General features: G+C 57.2%; 20 protein-coding genes. 8 read left to right on the top strand and 12 right to left on the bottom strand.

Annotated elements, in window-relative coordinates; translation table 11 throughout:
- Nucleotides 1-13: 13 nt before the first annotated feature.
- From ccoG to ccoN, 5 genes are all read right to left on the bottom strand, one after another.
- The gene (gene ccoG / locus FCS96_RS17620; protein ID WP_138441677.1) at nucleotides 14-1444 is read right to left on the bottom strand and encodes a cytochrome c oxidase accessory protein CcoG; all 1431 of its coding nucleotides are present in this window, start codon (nucleotides 1442-1444) and stop codon (nucleotides 14-16) included.
- Between the two features lie 133 nt (nucleotides 1445-1577).
- Nucleotides 1578-2468: a cytochrome-c oxidase, cbb3-type subunit III gene (gene ccoP, locus FCS96_RS17615; protein ID WP_138441676.1), complete on the bottom strand. Its 891-nt coding sequence runs from the start codon at nucleotides 2466-2468 to the stop codon at nucleotides 1578-1580.
- Complete coding sequence (locus FCS96_RS17610) at nucleotides 2465-2650, bottom strand: CcoQ/FixQ family Cbb3-type cytochrome c oxidase assembly chaperone (protein WP_041338120.1); 186 nt, start codon at nucleotides 2648-2650, stop codon at nucleotides 2465-2467. The genes ccoP and FCS96_RS17610 overlap by 4 nt, the downstream gene beginning before the upstream one ends.
- 5 nt (nucleotides 2651-2655) lie before the next feature.
- Entirely contained in the window at nucleotides 2656-3264 is a 609-nt protein-coding gene (gene ccoO / locus FCS96_RS17605; protein WP_138441675.1) for a cytochrome-c oxidase, cbb3-type subunit II, read from the bottom strand.
- Between the two features lie 17 nt (nucleotides 3265-3281).
- Nucleotides 3282-4712, bottom strand: a complete 1431-nt coding sequence (ccoN, locus tag FCS96_RS17600; RefSeq protein WP_138441674.1) for a cytochrome-c oxidase, cbb3-type subunit I — start codon at nucleotides 4710-4712, stop codon at nucleotides 3282-3284.
- Nucleotides 4713-4931: 219 nt separating this feature from the next.
- Here ccoN and FCS96_RS17595 point away from each other — a divergent pair, with 219 nt between their 5' ends.
- Nucleotides 4932-5600: an alpha/beta family hydrolase gene (locus FCS96_RS17595; RefSeq protein ID WP_228264153.1), complete on the top strand. Its 669-nt coding sequence runs from the start codon at nucleotides 4932-4934 to the stop codon at nucleotides 5598-5600.
- Here FCS96_RS17595 and FCS96_RS17590 read toward each other — a convergent pair.
- Nucleotides 5576-7288 (bottom strand): sensor domain-containing diguanylate cyclase, encoded by a 1713-nt coding sequence (locus FCS96_RS17590; RefSeq protein WP_228264152.1) that lies wholly within the window; start codon nucleotides 7286-7288, stop codon nucleotides 5576-5578. The genes FCS96_RS17595 and FCS96_RS17590 overlap by 25 nt on opposite strands.
- A 248-nt stretch (nucleotides 7289-7536) precedes the next feature.
- On the opposite strand from FCS96_RS17590, the gene rlmM reads away from it, so the two are divergent.
- Complete coding sequence (gene rlmM, locus FCS96_RS17585) at nucleotides 7537-8613, top strand: 23S rRNA (cytidine(2498)-2'-O)-methyltransferase RlmM (RefSeq protein WP_138441671.1); 1077 nt, start codon at nucleotides 7537-7539, stop codon at nucleotides 8611-8613.
- 14 nt (nucleotides 8614-8627) lie between these two features.
- Here the strand turns inward: rlmM and FCS96_RS17580 are convergent, their stop codons facing one another.
- Nucleotides 8628-8918, bottom strand: a complete 291-nt coding sequence (locus FCS96_RS17580; protein ID WP_138441670.1) for an antibiotic biosynthesis monooxygenase family protein — start codon at nucleotides 8916-8918, stop codon at nucleotides 8628-8630.
- Nucleotides 8919-9002: 84 nt separating this feature from the next.
- Here FCS96_RS17580 and tusA point away from each other — a divergent pair, with 84 nt between their 5' ends.
- Complete coding sequence (gene tusA, locus FCS96_RS17575) at nucleotides 9003-9245, top strand: sulfurtransferase TusA (protein WP_138441669.1); 243 nt, start codon at nucleotides 9003-9005, stop codon at nucleotides 9243-9245.
- 5 nt (nucleotides 9246-9250) lie between these two features.
- On the opposite strand, the gene dsbD is transcribed toward tusA, so the two are convergent.
- Nucleotides 9251-11179 (bottom strand): protein-disulfide reductase DsbD, encoded by a 1929-nt coding sequence (gene dsbD / locus FCS96_RS17570; RefSeq protein ID WP_138441668.1) that lies wholly within the window; start codon nucleotides 11177-11179, stop codon nucleotides 9251-9253.
- Nucleotides 11180-11494: 315 nt separating this feature from the next.
- Here dsbD and FCS96_RS17565 point away from each other — a divergent pair, with 315 nt between their 5' ends.
- The 3 genes from FCS96_RS17565 to pdxB are packed head-to-tail and all read left to right on the top strand — an operon-like array spanning nucleotide 11495 to nucleotide 14507.
- Entirely contained in the window at nucleotides 11495-12058 is a 564-nt protein-coding gene (locus tag FCS96_RS17565; RefSeq protein ID WP_282103800.1) for an elongation factor P hydroxylase, read from the top strand.
- Nucleotides 12055-13335, top strand: a complete 1281-nt coding sequence (locus FCS96_RS17560) for a DEAD/DEAH box helicase (protein ID WP_138441666.1) — start codon at nucleotides 12055-12057, stop codon at nucleotides 13333-13335. The genes FCS96_RS17565 and FCS96_RS17560 overlap by 4 nt, the downstream gene beginning before the upstream one ends.
- Before the next feature lie 17 nt (nucleotides 13336-13352).
- Nucleotides 13353-14507 (top strand): 4-phosphoerythronate dehydrogenase PdxB, encoded by a 1155-nt coding sequence (gene pdxB / locus FCS96_RS17555; protein ID WP_138441665.1) that lies wholly within the window; start codon nucleotides 13353-13355, stop codon nucleotides 14505-14507.
- Nucleotides 14508-14556: 49 nt separating this feature from the next.
- Here the strand turns inward: pdxB and htpX are convergent, their stop codons facing one another.
- The 3 genes from htpX to FCS96_RS17540 form a co-directional block, all read right to left on the bottom strand.
- Complete coding sequence (htpX, locus tag FCS96_RS17550) at nucleotides 14557-15438, bottom strand: protease HtpX (RefSeq protein ID WP_138441664.1); 882 nt, start codon at nucleotides 15436-15438, stop codon at nucleotides 14557-14559.
- A 95-nt stretch (nucleotides 15439-15533) separates the two neighbouring features.
- Nucleotides 15534-16001 (bottom strand): hypothetical protein, encoded by a 468-nt coding sequence (locus FCS96_RS17545; protein WP_138441663.1) that lies wholly within the window; start codon nucleotides 15999-16001, stop codon nucleotides 15534-15536.
- Between the two features lie 8 nt (nucleotides 16002-16009).
- Complete coding sequence (locus tag FCS96_RS17540) at nucleotides 16010-17224, bottom strand: pyridoxal phosphate-dependent aminotransferase (protein ID WP_138441662.1); 1215 nt, start codon at nucleotides 17222-17224, stop codon at nucleotides 16010-16012.
- Between the two features lie 257 nt (nucleotides 17225-17481).
- Here FCS96_RS17540 and FCS96_RS17535 point away from each other — a divergent pair, with 257 nt between their 5' ends.
- Both FCS96_RS17535 and FCS96_RS17530 read left to right on the top strand, forming a co-directional pair.
- Nucleotides 17482-17967: a glutathione peroxidase gene (locus FCS96_RS17535; RefSeq protein ID WP_228264151.1), complete on the top strand. Its 486-nt coding sequence runs from the start codon at nucleotides 17482-17484 to the stop codon at nucleotides 17965-17967.
- 2 nt (nucleotides 17968-17969) lie between these two features.
- Nucleotides 17970-18437, top strand: a complete 468-nt coding sequence (locus FCS96_RS17530) for a MarR family winged helix-turn-helix transcriptional regulator (RefSeq protein WP_138441660.1) — start codon at nucleotides 17970-17972, stop codon at nucleotides 18435-18437.
- Here the strand turns inward: FCS96_RS17530 and FCS96_RS17525 are convergent.
- A complete protein-coding gene (locus FCS96_RS17525; protein ID WP_138441659.1) occupies nucleotides 18400-20736 on the bottom strand; it encodes a hybrid sensor histidine kinase/response regulator in 2337 nt (778 codons plus the stop codon). The genes FCS96_RS17530 and FCS96_RS17525 overlap by 38 nt on opposite strands.
- Nucleotides 20737-20759: the final 23 nt, after the last annotated feature.

Raw genomic sequence — 20759 nt, 5'->3', positions numbered from 1 at the left:
CGCATTCCATTGGTCAGCGCGTTGGACCGACAAATCGGCTCTCAGTTTCCAGTATCAGCGTCTCGTCCGTTTCCGATTGCGCGCGGAAGAAGATTTCATTGTTGGATTGACTGATCGATTCCGGTGGCATATCGACAACAGTTGGGAGCGATCTGTTCTCGCCGCTCTGAACCGTCACCGAGGTCTGAGTCAGAATCTGGATGTCTTCCAGGCCCCGGACGGACAGTACGAAGGTCTGGGGTACCTCGGTCATGTTGGCAATTTTCAGGGTGTAGGAGTTTTCAATGCGGCCCTGGCCATTGAAGCTGTATAGCGCCCCACGGTCCCGGAGCACGTCCAGTTGGGCCGGAACGCGGGTGGCGATGGTGAATACGATCGCGCTCATCATGAGCAGCAAGGCCGCACCGTAGCCGAATGTCCTCGGGCGCAGAAGCTTGGATGGTTTGCCCTCAAGTTCATTCTCCGTAGTGTAACGGATCAGGCCTCTGGGGTAGTCCATTTTGTCCATGATTTCATCACAGGCATCGATGCACAGCGCGCAGCCAATACACTCGTATTGCAGGCCATCGCGAATGTCGATGCCGGTGGGGCAGACCTGGACACACTGACCGCAGTCAATGCAATCACCCAGGCCAGCCTCAGCCGGATCGACACCTTTCTTGCGCCCGCCACGGGGTTCACCCCGGTTGGGGTCGTAGGACACCACCCGGGTGTCGGGATCGAACATGACCGATTGGAAGCGGGCGTAAGGGCACATGTACAGGCAAACCTGCTCACGCATCCAGCCGGCATTGAGGTATGTGGCGGCGGTAAAGAAAGCGACCCAGAAATAGGCCCAACCATTAGCCTGCAACGTGAAGATGTCGGCAATCAGCTCGCGGATGGGGTAGAAGTAGCCAACAAAGGTCAGGCCGGTGGCCAGGGCTATCAGCATCCACACCGTGTGCTTGGCGGATTTCTTGAACAATTTGCTACCGGACCCGGGCGCCTGGTCCAGTTTCATGCGTTTATTTCGGCTGCCTTCGATGCGTTCTTCCACCCACATGAAAATGAAGGTCCACACGGTTTGTGGACAGGTGTAACCGCACCAGACCCGGCCGAACAGGGTTGTGATAAAAAACAGGCCAAAGGCCGAGATGATCAGCATCCCTGAGAGCAGGATGAAGTCCTTGGGGTAGAAGGTCATTCCGTAAAGGTGGAATTCCCGTGCCGGCAGATCGAACAGGATGAGGGGCTGGCCGTCTAGCGTGAGCCAAACAAACAGAAAATACATTCCCATCAAGAGCAACAGGCTGACATTCCTGATGCGCTGAAAGAAGCCTTTTACCTCTTTGACATAAATCTTCTTGCGACTGGCGTAGAGTTCAACGCTTCCGGGTTTATTGTTGTTATCGGAGGGGTCAGAAGATGGGTCAATTTGTTTGACCGGAATCTCACTGCTCATCGAAACCTCCCGATGAAAGGGTAAAGCCCGAAGCAGGCTTTGAGGGCCTGCCGATCTGTTCTAGGCTGGGCCCGGACAAGCAGGACTCAGGCTGGAAAAGACCAGGCCGGAGCTAGCGCTCCGGCCGGTTAACTCAGTTGGACAAGCTGTATACGTAGGCCGCGAGTATCTGAATCTGGTCTTCAGTCAGACGGCCGCTTTGAGCCGGCATCTGATTCTGGCGACCATAGAGTACTGTTTCCTTGATCCACTCGTAAGTGGAGCCGTACAGCCAGACGTTATCCGTCAGGTTGGGCGCACCGACCGCCTGATTGCCTTTGGCATCTGCGCCGTGGCAGGCAGCACAGCCTTGGGCGAAAACGGCTTCGCCAGCTTTGGCGGCTTCGGCGTCCTTTTCTCGGCCGCTGAAGCTGAGCACGTAGTTAACCACCTGATCCACCTGCTCGCCGGTCATGTTGGGCATGACACCTTTTGCCGGCATGGCACCCATACGCCCATTGTGCAGGGTGTTCAGGATGGCGTCCGGCGTGCCGCCATAAAGCCAGTCGTCGTCGGTCAGGTTGGGGAAGCCGATTTGGCCGCGGGCCGCTGAGCCATGGCAAACCTGGCAGTTGTTGGCATACAGGCGCTGACCGATTTTCAGGGCGTCGTCGTTGTTGGCCAACTCTACTACCGGGGTGTCGCCGAACTGGGCGTAAATTTCACCATACTTCTCTTCTGCTTCGGCGACTTCTGCTTCCCACTGGTTCGTTGAGGACCAGCCCAGGATACCCTGGAAGTTACCAAGGCCCGGGTAGAGGACCAGGTATCCCAGCGAGAACACACAGGTCGCGAGGAACAGATAGAACCACCATTTCGGCAGCGGGTTGTCGTATTCCTCGATTCCATCGAAGGAATGGCCGGTGGTACGGTCAGTCTCGGTATCGGTGGTCTGGCTTTTGCGGGTAGCCCACAGCAGCCATACACAGCCGAAAATCGTACCGAGCACGATCACGCTGATCCAGAGGCTCCAAAAGGTACTCATTGTTTCTTCTCCGTTTTTTCCTGTTCGAGAGTACGCTTTTCCACATCGTCGTCATCGAACGGCAGATGTGCTGCCTCATCATTGGCTTTTTTGCGGTGGGCGCTGTAGGCCCACCAGACAATGCCCAAGAATGCGATCATGACCAGAATCGTTTGGATACCGCGTAACTCGTTCATATCCATCGGGATCACCGCTTGTCTGAAATCACAGTACCCAGCTGTTGCAGGTACGCGACCAGAGCCTCGATTTCAAATTTACCTTCCACTTGCGACGCTGCGTTCGCAATCTGTTCGTCGGTGTAGGGCACGCCAAGTGTCTGCAGAGTTTCCATCTTGTCTGCGGTCCTGGTGTGGTCTACCCGATCTTCGAACAGCCAGGGGAAGGCCGGCATGTTTGACTCAGGCACAACGCTGCGCGGGTCATACAGATGCTGGCGCTGCCAGGCATCTGAATAACGGCCGCCAACACGGGCCAGGTCAGGGCCAGTGCGCTTGGAGCCCCACAGGAATGGACGGTCATATACGAACTCACCGGCCACGGAATAGTGGCCATAGCGCTCGGTTTCCGCCCGGAACGGACGAATCTGCTGGGTGTGGCAGACGTGGCAGCCTTCGCGGATGTAGATGTCCCGCCCTTCAAGTTCCAGAGCGGAGTAGGGCTCCAGGCCCTCTACCGGCTCATTAGTCTCCTGAATGAAGAACAGGGGAACCACCTCAACCAGAAAGCCGCCGCTGATGGTCAGGATGATCAGGACGATCATCAGACCGAGGTTCTTTTCAACTATTTCGTGTTTCATCTGGTCTCTCTCTTCCCTTACGCCGCCTGAGCCACAGCATTATCCTGGGCAATCGCATCTTTCTGGCGAACGGTCATGTAGGTGTTGTAAGCCATTACCAGCATACCGGTGAGGAAGATGGCGCCACCGATGAACCGAACGAAGTAACCCGGGTAGGAGGCTTCCAGTGATTCAACAAAGCTGTAGGTCAGGGTGCCGTCTTCGTTGACTGCGCGCCACATCAGGCCCTGCATGATGCCGTTCACCCACATGGCAACGATGTACAGCACGGTACCGACGGTTGCGAGCCAGAAGTGCACGTTGATCAGGCCAACGCTGTACATGGATTGCAGACCCCAGAGCTTCGGAACCAGGTGATAGATGGCGCCGATACTGATCATGGCTACCCAGCCCAAGGCACCAGAGTGCACGTGGCCGATGGTCCAGTCAGTGTTGTGAGACAGTGCGTTCACCGTTTTGATCGCCATCATCGGGCCTTCGAAAGTGGACATGCCGTAGAACGACAGAGAGACCACCAGGAAGCGCAGGATTGGATCGGTGCGCAGTTTGTGCCAGGCGCCCGAGAGCGTCATCATGCCGTTGATCATGCCACCCCAGGACGGTGCCAGCAGAATCAGGGACATAACCATGCCAGCTGTTTGGGCCCAGTCAGGCAGTGCCGAGTAGTGCAGGTGGTGACCACCAGCCCATACGTAGGTTGCGATCAGTGCCCAGAAGTGCACGATCGACAGACGATAGGAGTATATCGGGCGGTTGGCCTGCTTGGGCACAAAGTAGTACATCATGCCGAGGAAACCGGCGGTCAGGAAGAAGCCTACCGCGTTGTGACCCCACCACCACTGCATCATCGCATCGGTCACGCCGGCGTAAGCGGAGTAGGACTTGAAAGCGCTGGCTGGTAGTGCCAGATTGTTGCCGATGTGAAGGATGGCAACGGTGATGATAAAGCCACCGTAGAACCAGTTCGCCACGTAGATATGCGGGCTGCTGCGCTTCATCACAGTGCCGAAGAAGACCAGCGCGTAGGAAACCCACACCACCGCAATGGCGATGTCGATGGGCCATTCAAGCTCCGCGTACTCTTTCGAGGAGGTAAGGCCTTGAGGCAGGGTGATGATTGCGGCGACCATAATCGCCTGCCAGCCCCAGAAGGTAAATGCAGCCAGGCTGTCTGAGATTAGCCTTGCCTGACAAGTCCTCTGGACGACATAGTAGGAAGTAGCAAACAACGCCGAACCACCGAATCCGAAGATAACCAGATTAGTGTGAAGCGGGCGGAGACGACCGAAGTGCGTCCAGGGCATGTCCAGGTTCATTGTTGGCCAGACAAGTTGGGACGCGATCAGAACGCCCATGCCCATGCCTGCAATGCCCCAGACCAACGTCATGATGGCGAATTGTCTCACCACCTTGTAGTTGTAAGTCAGGTTTGCATTTACTGTGCTCATAGCCTTACCAATGGGTTTCAAGTGAAAAATATGCGGGCGCAAGTATGGAGAAAGCATGAGCGCTTTGCAATGACTCAGGTCAACTCCAAAACCCTCTCAAAGGCGCCGGAATCAGCAACATGGCACCCCTCATAAGGCACCGTGGGGGGCAGTTTGATTGGCGTAGATACCGCTACCTGAGTTGCAATGATAGTTGCTTCAAACCGGAAGGTGAATTCAGTGGATTTGATTAAAACGAAAAGTTTTGGGGCCGGATTCGGTCCTGTCTTGGTGCTGGCTCACGGTGCCGGCGCGCCGGCAGACTCACCCTTTATGGAAGATCTCGCACAGGCGCTTGAAGTTAATGGTATTTCGACGGTGCGCTTTGAGTTTCCGTACATGCAGAAACGGCGCGAGGATGGCCGTAAGAGACCGCCGGACCGTCAGCCCCGGCTGCTGGAATGTTTTTCCGAGGTGGTCGATCAGGTTCGGCGGGAAGTGAATGATGACTGCCCGGTGCTGGTCGGTGGTAAGTCCATGGGAGGTCGGATAGCCAGTGTGTTGGCCAGTGAACGGTCGGACCTTGCCGGGGTGGTGGGGTTTGGTTATCCCTTCCATCCGCCCGGTCGCCTGGATAAGTGGCGCACGGAACACTTTGCTTCGCTGCACTGTCCTATGCTGGTTGTGCAGGGCACCCGGGACCCGTTTGGGAAATTCGAGGAGCTGGCCGGGTATCCCGAAACCTGGGATAGGGTGCGGGTTGAGTGGTTGACGGGTGGTAATCACGATTTCCAGCCGCTGGCCCGCCAACAAAGTAGTCAGCCGGCCCTGATTGCCGATGCCGCACGGCACGCCAGGGCCTTTGTGGACAATCTGAGCCAGGCTCAGGCCTCGTCTATTGGGGTGTGATCAGAGACGATGATCCGATTCCGTCCTTCTGCTTTGGCCCGATAAAGAGCATCGTCCGCGCGCTTGAACAGGCTGTCTTTGTCTTCGCCCGGGCTCAGTGCAGCCACACCGGCGCTGACGGTAATCCGGGCCGAGGCTCCGTCCGGGCTGACCAGAGAAGTCGACTCAATGGCTTGAAGAATCGATTCGGAGAGCTGGCTTGCGCCTTCCGTGCCGGTTCCAGGCAGCAGCAGTGCAAATTCCTCTCCGCCAAAACGGATAGCCACATCTCTCGGGCGCTTGGTGTGGCGGGTGAGAATGTCTGCAATCAGTTGCAGGAAGGTATCGCCAAAACTGTGGCCCCAGGTGTCGTTGATGGTTTTGAAGTGGTCGGCGTCGAGCAGAACAATAGTGAGGGGATGCCCGGTCCGACGTGCCTCGGCACAGAGCTCCGGGAGGATGTTGTCCATGTGACGCCGATTCTGCAGACCAGTCAAAGCATCGTTCAGGCTGAGTGCGGCCAACTGGCGGTTGGCTTTTTCCAGTTCTCGCATGGTGTTACGAAGCTGTGACGTGCGCTCGTGGACCTTTAACTCGAGGTTGGTGCGAGCGGAATGCTCCACCGCGAGCAGCTTCTCATTCAACAGGCGCCAGCGTTGCACCATGGCGTAGTTCAGAAGAACCACCTGGCCACCCACCACGACCTGCATCAGTGCTTCGCGGGCAAGGAAATCGGCGAGATAACCGAATGCTGCCAGGGCGTAGATGAGTCCTCCAGTGAGCATGACCAGCCAGGCGATCACGTACCACATGGCCGCTTGATAGCCCTGGCGCCATCGGCCAATTGCGATGACGAACAGGCTGGCTAATACCGTCAGGGCAAGAACAGTATTGAGCAAAATAGTGGTGCTGTAGGGTAGTAGCAGGGTCAAACCGAGGAAACCGGTGCAGGCCCAGGCCAGCGCTTTCGTGGCCAGGTCATCCCAGGTTTTCTGACCAATTTCCAGGAACGAACGTCCGAACAGCGTCATCGACAGTGCGCACAGCACCAGGCTCAGAGGGATGGAGGTGTTGGCAAAGTTGGCACTGTTGGGCCAGAAATATTGGTTGGCAAACCCGCCCATGGCAAACATGAAGAGCCCCATGGCGGCCATGTAGAACGCGTTATAGAAGTAATAAATGGTTCCCGAGCTGAAGAACAGCAGCAGGTTGAACACGGAGAAAACCAGCAACGCGCCGTAAAACAGCCCGTGGGTCAAAGTCAGGTGATTGCTCTGAACAATGACTTCACTCGGAGATTCAAAAGTCAGGGGCACATTGAGCGCGCCGCTGCTCTTTACCCGCATAGTGATAGCCTTGGTTTCGGCACTGTCGAGCGTGACGGGAAGCAAGAAATACCGGTAGTCTATGCCCCGGGAATCAAACGGTCGCCGGTCGCCGGTTTCAATCAGGCGGTTCGAGCCGCTGCCCGATTGCCAAAAGGTCACCTCATCAAGCAGCGCGTAGTTTAGCGTCAGGTACCAAAGACTCCGGTGTTCGTTCGGATTGGTGACGTTCAGTCGTATCCAGTACACAGATGGTGTGTGGCTAAACACCAGGTCCTGGCCTTCGGCAAGACGCCAGTTCAGTTGTGCTGGCAGTTCGTCCGGAGTTGCGGCGTTATGGGCGGGATCGTCGGGTGCGGCGCTGTAATAGCAGATGTAGTGCATCAGCGATTGCCTGGCCTGAACGCTGGTTGTGTCGAGTACCGGGCATTCCGAGCCTGAATTCGATGCATAGGAAGAAGCTGCGGCGGGCAGCAGGCAAAGGCTCAAGAGGAATATTTGGCGTAAAGCGCGGAACATCGGGTTTTCCATGGGTATTAGATCTGGAAGTGTAGCCGAAGGGTTAAGCCGCGGATGTTAAACAGTTTGAAATTTACAGGGCCATTTCACCGGCCCGAAAGAACAGGTATTGCATGGAACAGGTTGTTGTATTTTGCCGGCCGGGCTTTGAAACCGAGGCCTGCAGGGAACTGACAGACAGGGCTGCAGAGTCTGGCATCTATGGCTTCTTTGAGCCGGCTAAGGGCTCTGGGCTGGTCTGGTTCTCTCTTGGCGGACCGGAGTCCGCGGAGGACCTGCTGTCGAGGCTTGAGCTGTCCACACTGGTCTTTGTACGCGACTGGTTCGTGGTGCTGGCGCGGATTCCGCTGCCAGAGCATGATCGGGTGGGTGCCGTGATCGATGGCCTGGGAAGCCTGGAGCGGGGTTATCCGGGATGCGCGCGACTGGAGGTCAGGCTGCCCGAAACCAATGCCGACGGTGATCTCGGTAATTTTGCCCGCAAGTGGGTGTCACCACTGTCCCGGGGCATGCGCGGTGCTGGGCTTCTGAGGGCGGACCAGAATGCGCCGGCGCCAGCCCGTTTTGAAGTTCTGTTGTCTGAGTTTGCGGAGGCGGTAGTCGGGTTCAGTCTGGAAGAGAATCGGGCTCGTTTCGTCAGCGGGATTCCCCGGCTGCGCCTGCCTGCGTCGGCACCGAGCCGGTCGGCCTTGAAGCTCGAGGAAGCCTGGAAGGTATTTCTGCCGGCTGATCAGGAGTTGGATTACCTGGGCGGCGGCAAGAAGGCGGCAGATCTGGGCGCGGCCCCGGGTGGTTGGACCTGGCAGTTGGTGCGCCAGGGCATGTTTGTGACGGCCGTGGATAACGGGCCGATGAACGAAGAGCTGATGGCGTCCGGTCAGGTCGAGCATGTTGAAGCGGATGGCTTCAGCTGGCGCCCCAAACGGGGCATCGACTGGATGGTGTGCGATATCGTCGACCAACCGAGAAAAACTGCCAGGCTGGCAGTCGATTGGCTCGCCGGAGGGCATTGCCGTTACACGGTGTTCAATCTGAAATTGCCGATGAAAAAGCGCTATGACGAATGGCTGATTTGCCGTGATATCATTCACCAGGGATTGAAAGAGGCGGGCCTGGGCTTTCGATTGCGTGCGCGCCACCTCTATCACGACCGCGAAGAAATCACCTGCTTTATCGAGCGGACTGGTTAGACCGAGTTGCGGTGCTAGACCGCGCTCTGTTCCAGCACCGTGATGATTTCCTCGCGATCCATCATGGGGACCAGTTCGGACATCAGCCCCCGGCGTTCCTCAGAGTGAAACCAGCGATCCCAATCGGCTTCCGAGCGCCAGTTCGCCATGGTGATGCGGTGGTTGGGGTCGTGACGGTCTGACAGGGTTTCGCCAGAAATGAATCCCGGCGCACTGACGGCCTGCTGGAGAACCTTGCGAGCCCGCTGTTCGTAAGCATCTTCCAGGGATTCGGCGATATGGCGTTCAATCAATACTCGGATCATGACTCACCTCTATTGTTTTAGTATCTATAAACAATAATTTAGCAGGTTTCCCTGAAAAATCAGGTAAGGCACAGGAGACATTTTTTGACGGTACCAGAGTATGATGCAGAGCTGGATGCGCGGGGGCTGTTCTGCCCGGAGCCGGTGATGATGCTGCACAACCGCATCAACGATGTGGAGCCCGGGCGCTTGCTCCGGGTGCTTGCGACGGACCCGTCAACCACCCGCGATATTCCCAGATTCTGTCAGTTTCTAGGCCACGAGCTGATGCACGAGGAGGAGCAGGGCGGCGAGTTTGTATTTCTGATCCGGCGCGGTGAGACCTGAGCGCGTCACACGCCGGTCGCCAGACCGCCCAGGTGGCGCATGAATTCCTCGCGATCCATTTCTCCCAGGATGCGCTGATTCGGCAACTCCTGCCCATTCCGACTGTAGAATAGGATAGCCGGCGGCCCAAACAGCCCAAGCTCGTTAAGCAGGGCCTGTTGAGCCGGTGTGTTGTCGGTGAGGTCAATCTGCAGCAGGGTGTAGGGTGTTAATGCCTGCACTACCTGAGGATCGCTGAAAACGTTGCGCTCCATAACTTTGCAGGAGATGCACCAGTCGGCGTAAAAATCAAGCACTACCGGGCGGCTTTGGCTGTGTGCCTCGCTCAGCATGGCACGGATGTCAGCCGGTGAATCCACGCGCTGGAACAGCGCGTGGCCCAGTTCATCGCCCGTGCTACTGGCAGGCGCGGAAGTGCCTGAGGCGGCGGTAAACGGCGTCAGCGGATTCAGCGGATCCTGAGCGCCGCCCACAGCGCCCGCCAACAACGCCAGGCCATAAGCAAAGAGGACCAGGCCAAAGCCTTTTCGGGTGCGTTCCCATCCGGCCTTGGCAGCATCGAAGGCGCCAAGCTGAACACCGGTGACGGCTACCAGCAGTCCCCACAATGTCAGAGCTAGCCAGGCCGGTACCAGGCGCTCGACCAGCCAGATCGCGACAGCCAGCAGCATGACTCCATAAAAGTGCTTCACCGTTGTCATCCAGTGCCCAGTGCTCGGGAGCAGCTTGCGGCCGCCAACGGCAACCAGGATGAGCGGAACACCCATGCCCAGGCCGAGGGCGAACAGGGCGGAGCCGCCGATCAAGGCGTCCTGGGTCGTTGAGATATACAGCAGGCTTCCGGCCAGGGGGGCGGAAACGCAGGGCGATACGATAAGCGCCGAGAGCGCGCCAATGCCGAAGATGCTGATCATCCGGCCGCCGGTCAGGCGATGGCTGGCATTGTCCAGCGGCTCACGGATAGCCCGCGGTAACTGAATTTCAAACAGGTCGAACATGGACAGCGCGAACAGGACAAACAGGGCAGCGAACACGCCCAGCACCCAGGGTGATTGCAGTTGCGCCTGCAGATTGAAACTCGCTCCAAGCAGTCCAGTCAGGACGCCGGCGGCGGCATAGGTCAGGGCCATGCCCAGGACGTAGCTACTGGACAGGAGTAATGCCTGGCCCGAGCTGCGGGTGTTCCGGCCCGACACCAGGGTGGAAATAATGGGTACCATGGGCAACACGCAGGGAGTGAACGTCAGCCCAAGCCCGAGCAGGAAGAAAACACCGGCGATGACCAAAGTCGACTGTCGCGACAGAAAACCCGCCAGGCCTGTGGCCGTGGTGGTGTTGATGTCGGCCGTCGCAGGAGTGTTGGCGCCAGCCCCAGCGCCGTTGGACTCATTGTCAGAGGTGGTCGCGCCGGCAGCGCTGGTGCCGGCGTCAGTGCCTGGGAAGTAAAAGACGTCGCGGGTTTGAGGGGGATAGCACAGCCCGGCCTCGGCGCAGCCTTGATAGGTTACCATTAGCTCGGCTTCCCGAATGCCTTCGGGTAGGGTGACCGGAACGCGCACCTCGACTGGGTCGTAGAAGACCGTAACTTCGCCAAAAAATTCGTCGTGGGTGGTTTTCCCGGTCAGTGAAAACTGTGGTTCACCGATTTCGACTCCCTCGGTGATCGGTGTGACACTCAGCCGTCCTTTATACAGATAGTGGCCAGGTGTGACGTCCCAGGAAAGAATCACTGCGCCGTTATCTGTGCTGTGACGGAATGGCAGCGCTTCATCGACTGGCAGGAAACCGTTGTTGCTACCGCCGAACAGGGAATTGCCGCCTGAGCCTAGAGCGAAGGCCGGGCCGGCCATCGTGATAAGGGTGCAAAGGGCAAGTATCAGGGTCATGGCGAGGCCCTGTCGGCCGGTGGGGGGTACTGCAGCGGGTGCTGTCATAGTAGAAATTGGTTCCTGGTTTCTCTCAAAGTCTTACTTCACTGAGTCTTATTTCGCTAAGTTCAAGCTGACTACGTTTAAGCAATGTTTAAGATGCCTGGTGAAACTTGGCTATCGGTCCGAAATTCCGTACCGCGCTCGATGCCAATGGACAGAAGCGGGTACTCAAAGTTCCTCTCTCCGTTTTTCCCTCAGTTTCTCTCTGCGTTACTTTCTAGCCTCTTCTCCAGCTTCCTCTAAAAGTTCCCTCTGGTATTGAACGCTGTAAAGTCGCACAATAGCGAGCCAATGAATCACAGTCCAAATGAGCTTATCATGCTGTTCAATGACCTGTTCCGGGAAAGTCACCGGACAATTTTGGTCAAGGGCGGCGATGAACCCGAGTACAGACCAGCCGACGGCGACAATGGCCTGGCGCAGATTGTTTTCGCACATGGCTATTATGCCAGTGCTCTGCACGAAATCAGCCATTGGTGTATCGCAGGTGAGTATCGGCGCACACTTCACGACTATGGTTATTGGTACTGTCCGGATGGCCGCACACCCGAACAACAACGCGCGTTCGAACAGGTTGAGATTAAGCCCCAGGCGCTGGAATGGTTATTTTCGATAGCGGCGGGTACCCGGTTTCACATCAGTGTGGATAACTTGTCTGGCGATGGCGCAGCCAACGAGCAGGCGTTCAGGCAGGGTGTAAGAGCCCGGGCAAGCCATTACCTGACACACGGTCTGCCACACCGCGCTGGCTTATTGTTGGACGCACTGAAAACCTTTTACGGAACTACCGACACGCATGCCAGTAACTGGCATCGGGATGCCGAGCGCATTGCACCGTCAACGTCCGCTAAGAACTCCTCAAGGAAAACTGAGATTGTATGACATCTGAACCCAAGCACACTGGCGACCTCCGGTTCCAGGACCTTAATCTGGACCAGAAGCTTCAGGACGCCATCTCCGCGATTGGCTTTGAATACTGCACACCGATCCAGGCGGAAACCCTGCCATGGACCCTGGCCTGTGAAGATCTGATCGGCCAGGCCCAGACCGGCACCGGTAAGACCGCGGCCTTCCTGATTACGGCTATCCAGGCGCTGCTGGAGACGCCGGTGCCGACAACTGATCGCTTCGCCTCGGAGCCACGGGTTTTGGCGCTGGCGCCCACCCGGGAGCTGGCAATGCAGATCGCCAAGGACGCCGAGCAGTTGTGCCAGCACACTGGCCACAATGTGGTCACGGTTGTAGGCGGCATGAACTACGATAAGCAGCGGGATCAGTTGCAGAACGAAGTGGTGGATATTCTGGTCGCGACACCGGGCCGACTGATCGATTTTCTCGGCTCCCAGGACGTGTTCCTTGACCAGCTCGATATCCTGATCCTGGACGAAGCCGATCGCATGCTGGATATGGGCTTTATCCCGGACGTCAAGCGGATCATCCGCAAGTGCACGGAAAAGGAAAACCGTCAGACTCTGCTATTCAGTGCGACCTTTAACCAGGATGTGCTGAACCTTGCTTCCATGTGGACCCAGAACGCCGAGTTCGTGGAAATTGAGCCTGAGCAGAAAACCGCTGAGCGTGTTGAGCAATCGGTTTACCTGGTGGGCGAGGATGAGAAGCTGCCGGTGCTGGTGAATTACCTCAAGCGCCCGGAAGTGGAAAAGGCCATTGTCTTCGCCAACCGACGCGATCAGTGTCGGGATCTCGAAGAAGACCTGCGCAACCAGGGCGTGAAAGTATCGCTGATGTCGGGTGAGATCGCCCAGAACAAGCGACTGAAGACCCTGGACCAGTTCAAGAATGGCAGCATTCAGGTACTGGTGGCCACCGATGTGGCCGGTCGCGGTATTCATGTGAACGGTGTGACCCACGTTTTCAACTACAATCTTCCTGATAATGCTGAAGACTATGTCCATCGTATTGGCCGTACTGGTCGGGCGGGCAAGCACGGGGTGTCGGTCAGCTTTGCCGGGGAGGACGATTCCTTTGCCCTGCCGGCGATCGAAACCTACATCAGTCAGAAACTGAATACCACGGTGCCTGATGAGGTATTGATGACTCCCATGGAGAACCCGCCCATTACCCGTAAGCGGGGGCGGCGTCCCCAGGGTGGTCGGGGTGGCCCCGGAGGAAGAAATCAGCGCCAGCGAAGGAACTGACAGGACCGGACGACATCATGTTGATCGTAGCTGACGAAAACATCCCATTACTGGATTCCTTCTTCGGAGAAATCGGTGAAATCCGCCGTGTGTCTGGCCGCACCATGACGGCCAGCGATGTCCGCGACGCCGAGGTGCTGCTGGTCCGTTCTGTGACCCTCGTTGGGCCTGAGCTGTTGGAGGGAAGCAAGGTCCGGTTCGTAGGCACCGCGACCATTGGCACCGACCATGTCGACGAGGAGTGGCTGGAGCAAAAGGGCATTCGCTTTTCGGCCGCCCCTGGCTGCAATGCTAACAGTGTGGCGGAGTACGTTCTGTCAGTGCTGTCAGTGCATGCCGAGCGGCGCGGCCTGGCGGACTGGACACGACTGAGTGTCGGTGTTGTGGGTGTGGGCCGCGTTGGTAGTGAGCTTGCCCGAAAACTCGAGCGGCTCGGCTTCGACGTTTTCCTGTGCGATCCACCCAGGGCCGAACGTGAGGATGATTCTGATAACCCATTTGTATCCCTGGAAGAGGCCTTGGCCTGCGATGTGGTGACCCTCCATACCCCGCTTACCCGAAACCAGCCTCATGCCACCTATCACATGGTGGGTGCCGCTGAGCTGGAAGGCCTGTCGGCTGGTCAGCTGCTGATTAATGCCGGCCGGGGCGAGGTGATTGATGCTGAGGCTCTGAAGGCCCGGTTGTCGCAGGCCAACGCACCGATCGTGGCACTTGATGTCTGGGAAGGTGAACCCGCGATCGATCTGGAGTTGGTGCAGCAGGTCTGGCTGGCGACTCCGCACATTGCCGGCTACAGCCTTGAAGGTAAAGTGCAGGGCACAGAAATGATCTACCGGGCCCTGAGTCGTTACCTGGGTTTTCCGGTTCGCAAACAGGCCGGGCAGTTTCTGCCTGAGCCGGCCTTGAGCAAGGTGTCTTTTACCAGTGCGGCAGATGAAGATGACGCGATCAAAATCGCGTTGCGGGTCTGTTATGACCCACGCCAGGACGATGCCCGATTGCGCATTGCGATGCAGGGAACTGATCAGGAACGGGCTGCCGCATTTGACCGATTGCGCCGGGATTACCCGGTGCGTCGGGAGTGCTCCAGTCTGAAAGTGCAGTTGAAGGGCACCAGCAAATCGCTGCAAGACAGCTTTCGAGTCATCGGATTCAAGCTGAAAATCTGATCGATCAGCAGACACAAAAAAACCGGGGCAATTGCCCCGGTTTTTTTGTTTAGAGCCCCGCCTGCTTGAGGGCCTGAATCCGGTCTTCCAGCGGTGGGTGGGTCATGAATAGGGCGCTCAGACCTCCCCTGGCGCCTCGGTTAATACCGAAGGCCTGTAGCGTATCCGGCATTTGATCCGGCATCTCGCTTTCCTGTTTCAGTCTGGCCAGCGCGCTGATCATGGCCGATCGCCCGGCCAGCTGTGCGCCAGCAATGTCCGCCCGGAACTCCCGCCGCCTGGAGAACCAGAACACAATGGTGCTGGCCAGAATACCCAGGACGATTTCGGCGGCAATGCTGACCACGAAGAAGCCAATGCCATGGCCATTCTCGTTCTTGAAGATGACGCGGTCCACGAACGAGCCAATGACCCGGGAGGCGAAGATCACGAAGGTGTTCACCACGCCCTGGATCAGAGCCAGAGTGACCATGTCACCGTTGGCCACGTGGCCAATTTCATGACCCAGGACCGCGCGGATTTCGTCTTTGTTAAACCGGTGCAGAAGCCCCTCGCTGACCGCGACCAGCGCATCGTTCTTGTTCCAGCCGGTGGCAAAGGCGTTCGACTGGGAGGCCGGGAAAATCGCCACTTCCGGCATACCGATGCCGGCATTCCTGGCCAGGTCAGCCACCGTGTCCATCAGCCAGCGCTCTGCCGGCGTCCGCGGAGTCTCAATGACCTTGGCCTTGGTGCTCCATTTCGCCATGGGCTTTGATATCAGTAGCGAAATGATGGCGCCGGCAAATCCGAACACTGCGGCAAACGCCAGCAGCGGTCCGTATTGAATGCCGTACTGGGAAAGGTAGCTGTCGACGCCAAGCAGTCGTAGCGTGAAACTCGCGACCAGGATGACCGCGAGGTTGGTGGCCAGAAACAACAGAATCCGCATATTAATTCCCTGAATTGTCTACCGAACACTTTGAAGCCGTGCTTAAGACCGAAATATAGGGTCGCAGTTCACGGCTTCAATGCCTTCCGCAGGATTTAATCGTTACGGTCAGCGAAGAACGTGGCCTGAACGATCTGGCTGATGCGACCGGAATGGCCTGATTTGAGCGCCGTACGAATCAGATGTATGTAAGTCGACAGGTCCTGCTGGACCGACGCGGGCAGCTGCCCTTCGGTCGGCTGCGACGGAGGTGTCACTAACTGGTTCAGCGGCGCCGGGACGGGAGCACTAAGCCGCACGAACGCGGCATGACTGAGAACGGCTTGGTCCAGGGCCTCTTGCCGAATTGTGTCCACGTAGCGCAACAAACCTTCTTCCTGGAGCCACAGCAAGGCGCCAAAGCAGGCCATGTGACGCTTGCTGTGCAGTCCGAACTCATCCGGCTCATCCGGGCCGGCAATGTCCTCGACGAACAGATTAACCCGGCGGGGGAAGGCGCCATACAGTTGGACCAGCGCAATAGCGACGTCCTTGTAGAATTCCTCAACGTGAATGTCAGCCATGAAAAACCTTATTGCTGATAGTTACCGAGGAAGCGACCAAGGCGGGACATGGCGTCATCCAGAGCGTCTTCCCGTGGCAGGAATACAACCCGTAGGTGCTGCTTGTCGTCGATGTTAAACGCTGATCCTTGTACCAGCAGGATTCTTTCTTGCAGCAGCAGGTCCAGCACCAACTTCTCGTCATTTACAATCGGGAAATGCTTGGGATCCAGCTTCGGGAACAGGTACAGGGCACCTTGCGGTTTCACGCAGCTAACCCCGGGTATGTCATTGAGCATACGCCAGGCTGTTTCGCGTTGCTCGTACAGCCGTCCACCCGGTGCCACCAGGTCATTGATCGATTGATAGCCACCTAAAGCTGTCTGAATGGCCAGTTGCGCCGGCACGTTGGCGCACAGGCGCATGTTGGAAAGCATCTCGATGCCTTCGATCAGGTCTGTGGCTCGGTGTTTGGCGCCACTGATGATCATCCAACCCGAACGATAGCCCGCGGCCCGGTAGTTTTTGGACAGACCGTTGTAGGTGAAAAACAGCACGTCATCGGCCAGTGCCGCGGTAGACACGTGCACGGTGCCATCGTAGAGGATCTTGTCGTAGATCTCGTCCGACAACACAATCAGGTTGTGCTGGCGTGCCAGCTCAATGACCTGTTCCAGTAACTCCCGACTGTATACGGCGCCAGTGGGGTTGTTCGGGTTGATCAGGACAATGGCGCGGGTACGGCGGGTAATCTTCTTCCGGATGTCGTCGATGTCTGGGAACCAGTTCTGTTGTTCATCACACCGATAGTGCACGGGCTTGCCACTCGACAGGGTTACGGCAGCCGTCCAGAGTGGATAGTCTGGAGCCGGAATGAGCACCTCATCGCCAGTATTCAGCATTGCCTGCATCGACATCACAATCAGTTCACTGACGCCGTTGCCCAGGAAGATATCGTCGATGTCGACCTTGTCGATGCCGCGCTGCTGGCAGTAGTGCATGACCGCCTTGCGCGCCGAGAACAGCCCCTTGGACTCCACATAGCCCTGGGCCTGGTGCATGTTGTAGATCACGTCCTGCTGGATTTCCTCGGGAACGTCCAGTTCAAACGCGGCCGGGTTGCCAATGTTCAGCTTGAGTACCCGGTGGCCTTCCTCTTCCAATCGACGTGCTTCCCGCAGAACTACGCCACGAATTTCATAGCACACGTTATCCAGCTTGGCGGATTTGTAGTAGTTCTGCATAGGGCCGAGGTTTCCTTGGTCTGAATTCTGAAAAATAAACAGTCAGTTAATGGACCTTCATTCTAGCGGAGCGAGGGGCGGCGGCAACAGGGGAATTATGATGAATTGTGGCGGGTTAAGGCAGATTTAGCGGCTAAACCTGAAGTTCTGTTTCAGGTTTTGAGATCGCGACCTCATTCATAACTTGGTATTTCATTAAACATTGTGCACAATTTAATTTCGAGAAATCTAAACCAGTAATGGCCAAGGAGACTGTTGTGTCAGTAACCAGCGTTTATGACTTTACCGCTCGTGACATCAAGGGCAACGAAAAAAGCCTGGCGGAATACCGCGGAAAAGTACTTCTGATCGTGAACACGGCCAGCAAATGTGGGTTTACGCCTCAGCTCGAAGGGCTGCAGGGCCTTTACTCGGAGCTTGGTGAGCAGGGCCTGGCGGTGCTCGGCTTCCCCTGCAATCAGTTTCTGAATCAGGATCCGGGCAATGACGATGCCATCAGCGAATTCTGCAGCCTGAATTACGGCGTCGATTTCCCGATGTTCTCGAAGATTGACGTGAATGGCGACGGTACCCATCCGCTGTATCAATTCCTGAAAAGCGAAGCCAAGGGCCTGATGGGGTCTGAAAAGGTGAAATGGAATTTCACCAAGTTCCTGGTTGGCCGGGATGGTCAGGTGATCCGGCGCTATCCGCCCACTGCCAAGCCGCAGGACATCCGCAAAGACATTGAGAATCTGCTGTAGCCATGACCAAACCGGACGACACACTGTCGCTCGATAACCAGGTCTGTTTTGCGCTTTACGCCGCCAATCGAGCGGTGACCGCCCGATACCGGCCGCTGCTGGCAGACCTGGATCTGACCTATCCCCAGTATCTGGTGATGCTGGTGCTCTGGGAGGAAGGGAGGTCCGGCGCGCATACTCGGGTGTCCGATCTCGGTCGCCGATTGAGGCTGGATTCGGGCACGCTGACACCGTTGCTGAAGCGACTTGAGGAACGTGGGTTGCTGAATCGACAACGCATCAGCCAGGATGAACGTGTGGTAACGCTGGCCCTGACCGATGTCGGGTGGGCATTGCAGAAGCGGGCCAGGTCGGTGCCACAGCAATTGCTCTGCGGCGTGGCCCTCCAGCCGGAAAGGCTGCAGGCTCTTCGTCAGGAGTTGAGGGCGGTGCTTACGGCTCTTGAGGGCGAGGCTGGGTCCAGCGATTGATGGCAGCACGCAGCTCTTCACGTTTGTAAGGCTTGGTGACGTAGTCGTTCATGCCGGCCGTGATGCAGTCGTCACGATCACCCTGCATCACGTTGGCGGTCACGGCAATGATCGGAACCTGTTGCCAGTCCGAGTTCTGCCGAATTCTCCGGGTTGCTTCGTAGCCGTCCATAATTGGCATCTGGCAATCCATCAGGATCAGATCGAACTCCCCGGCTACCATGGCATCGAGTGCGCGCTGACCATTTTCAGCGCTCTCGACCGTGTGCCCAAGTTTTTTCAGAATACTACTGGCCACCAGTTGGTTGACCTGGTTGTCCTCCACCAGAAGAATTCGGAGCGATTTAGTTGTCTGCGCTGGTTCCAGTGCGTCTGTGCTTTGCAGGACAGGATCGGTGCGAAGAATGCCAATGGCCCGGCAGAGGCAGCGATAGAGTTCATCCCGGCGCAGGGGTAGGGAAAGGATCGGATGGTCTGATTTCCCTTGTGCGGAGGTTCCGAGTGAATCGGCCAGAATTAGCCCCGGTCCTTGCCAGTTTTCGGCCTGTACCGCTCCCTCGATGCCGTCCTTTCCAATCAGTGTAATCAGAATTCCCCGGTGCTCCGTCCCGAGGTTCCAGACCGGAATCTGCCAGGCCTGAAGTTGGCGTTCGATGGCTGGCCGGTGCGGGTTGTCGGCCGGGATCGCCAGGGTAACGCCAATGTCCACGAGTCCTTTGGCAGCCTGTGGCAGTTGATCCGGAGTACTGTCTTCGTGCATGGGTAGCGGCACGGTGACGGTGAAGTGGGTGCCGCGACCCTCGGTGGAATCCACCATGATTCGACCGTGCATTCGTTCAACCAATTGCCGGCACAGGGTCAGCCCGAGCCCGGTTCCGCCATAGAGCCGTGTGGTGTCAGCATCAGCCTGGGAAAATGGCGAGAATATCTTGTGCAGACCGCCGGAAGACATGCCGATGCCGGTGTCAATAACATCGAGCCGGAGCATGCCAGCAGAGTAGGCGGCTTTGACAAGCACCGAGCCCTCATCAGTGAATTTGATAGCATTACTGAGCAGGTTGTTAAGGATCTGGCGCATGCGGGTCGGATCGCCCAGAAAGCTCTCCGGCAATTGGGGGTCGATTTCGTTAACCAGTTCAATGCGTTTTCGCCGGGCCTGTTGGGCGTGCAGGGTAGAGGCTTCCTCGATCAGGTTGCGCAGATTGAAAGGGATGTTCTCCAGGCTCAGTTTGCCGGCTTCCACCTTGGATATATCGAGAATGTCATTGAGCAGACCAAGCAGACTTTCGCCAGCACTGAAGGCGACCTCAAGGCGGTAGCGCTGGCTGGAATCGAGCTTTCCTTCCAGGGCGAGCCCCAGCATGCCCAGCACACCATTAAGTGGTGTGCGGATTTCGTGGCTCATGCTGGCCAGGAAGTTGGCTCTGGCCCTGGCCCTGCGTACAGCATCTTCCTTCGCCTTGATCAGTGCGCGGTTGCTGCGCTGCAGGGCATCGTTCTTTTCCGAGATCTCACGGATGCGATCATCAACCTCGCGCTCAAGCTGCGAGGAGTAATCCTTCATTGCGCTTTCGGCGGAACGGAGCTGGGCCAGGCTTGAATCCATGGTTTCAAGGTGTTGGTTGATAATGCCCACCATAGTGCCAATCTCGTCCTGCTCGTGGTTGGCCGGGACGGGCAGGCGGACTTTTTCCGGTGAGTTAGCCTGCACCTCGCTCAGGGCATTGATGACGTTCAGCATCGGCCGTGTCAGCACCAAGTAGAAAATACCCAGCAAGGCCGCGGTAAGGGTCAGGCTCTTGAGTAGGCCACTGATCAGTGTGTAAGTGGCCCGTTCGAGAAATTGAAGCCCGTAGTGATAGGTGTCGATGGTGACAATGAGGCGGCCGAGAGGAAGATCCTCCAGCTGCGGCACTCTCAATTCCTCGCTAAAAACCCGATTGGATGCAAACAGCAGGTCGCTGGCCCAGCGGTAGGGGGAGTCCGGGCTGCTCTGGCTGGCAGCGGCCATGGTTTGGTCGTCGTTGTCGATGATTCTGGCGTCGATGGTCGCCGGGTGGCGCAGCAGACCATCGAGGAGTTCTTCTGCGAGTCGTACATCAATGTTGTAGGCAATCTGGGAGGCCGGACTCACACTGATGTCGATCAGTGCGTGAACGTCTTCTTCCATTGCAGCCCGGGCGTTGAAGTAGTCGATCGTGATCTGGACTAGGTTAAGCACCAGCCCCAATGCCATAGCGATCAACACCGTATCCCGGGTCAGTCGGAAGGATAGCCTTTTTCTGAAACCATTGATCACGAGTACTTACAGTCCCTGAGTCA

Source organism: Marinobacter alexandrii, from assembly GCF_005871205.1.
GTDB classification, from domain to species: domain Bacteria; phylum Pseudomonadota; class Gammaproteobacteria; order Pseudomonadales; family Oleiphilaceae; genus Marinobacter; species Marinobacter alexandrii.
The sequence above is the reverse complement of the archived record's forward strand: the minus strand, read 5'-3'. Positions and strand labels throughout refer to the sequence as shown.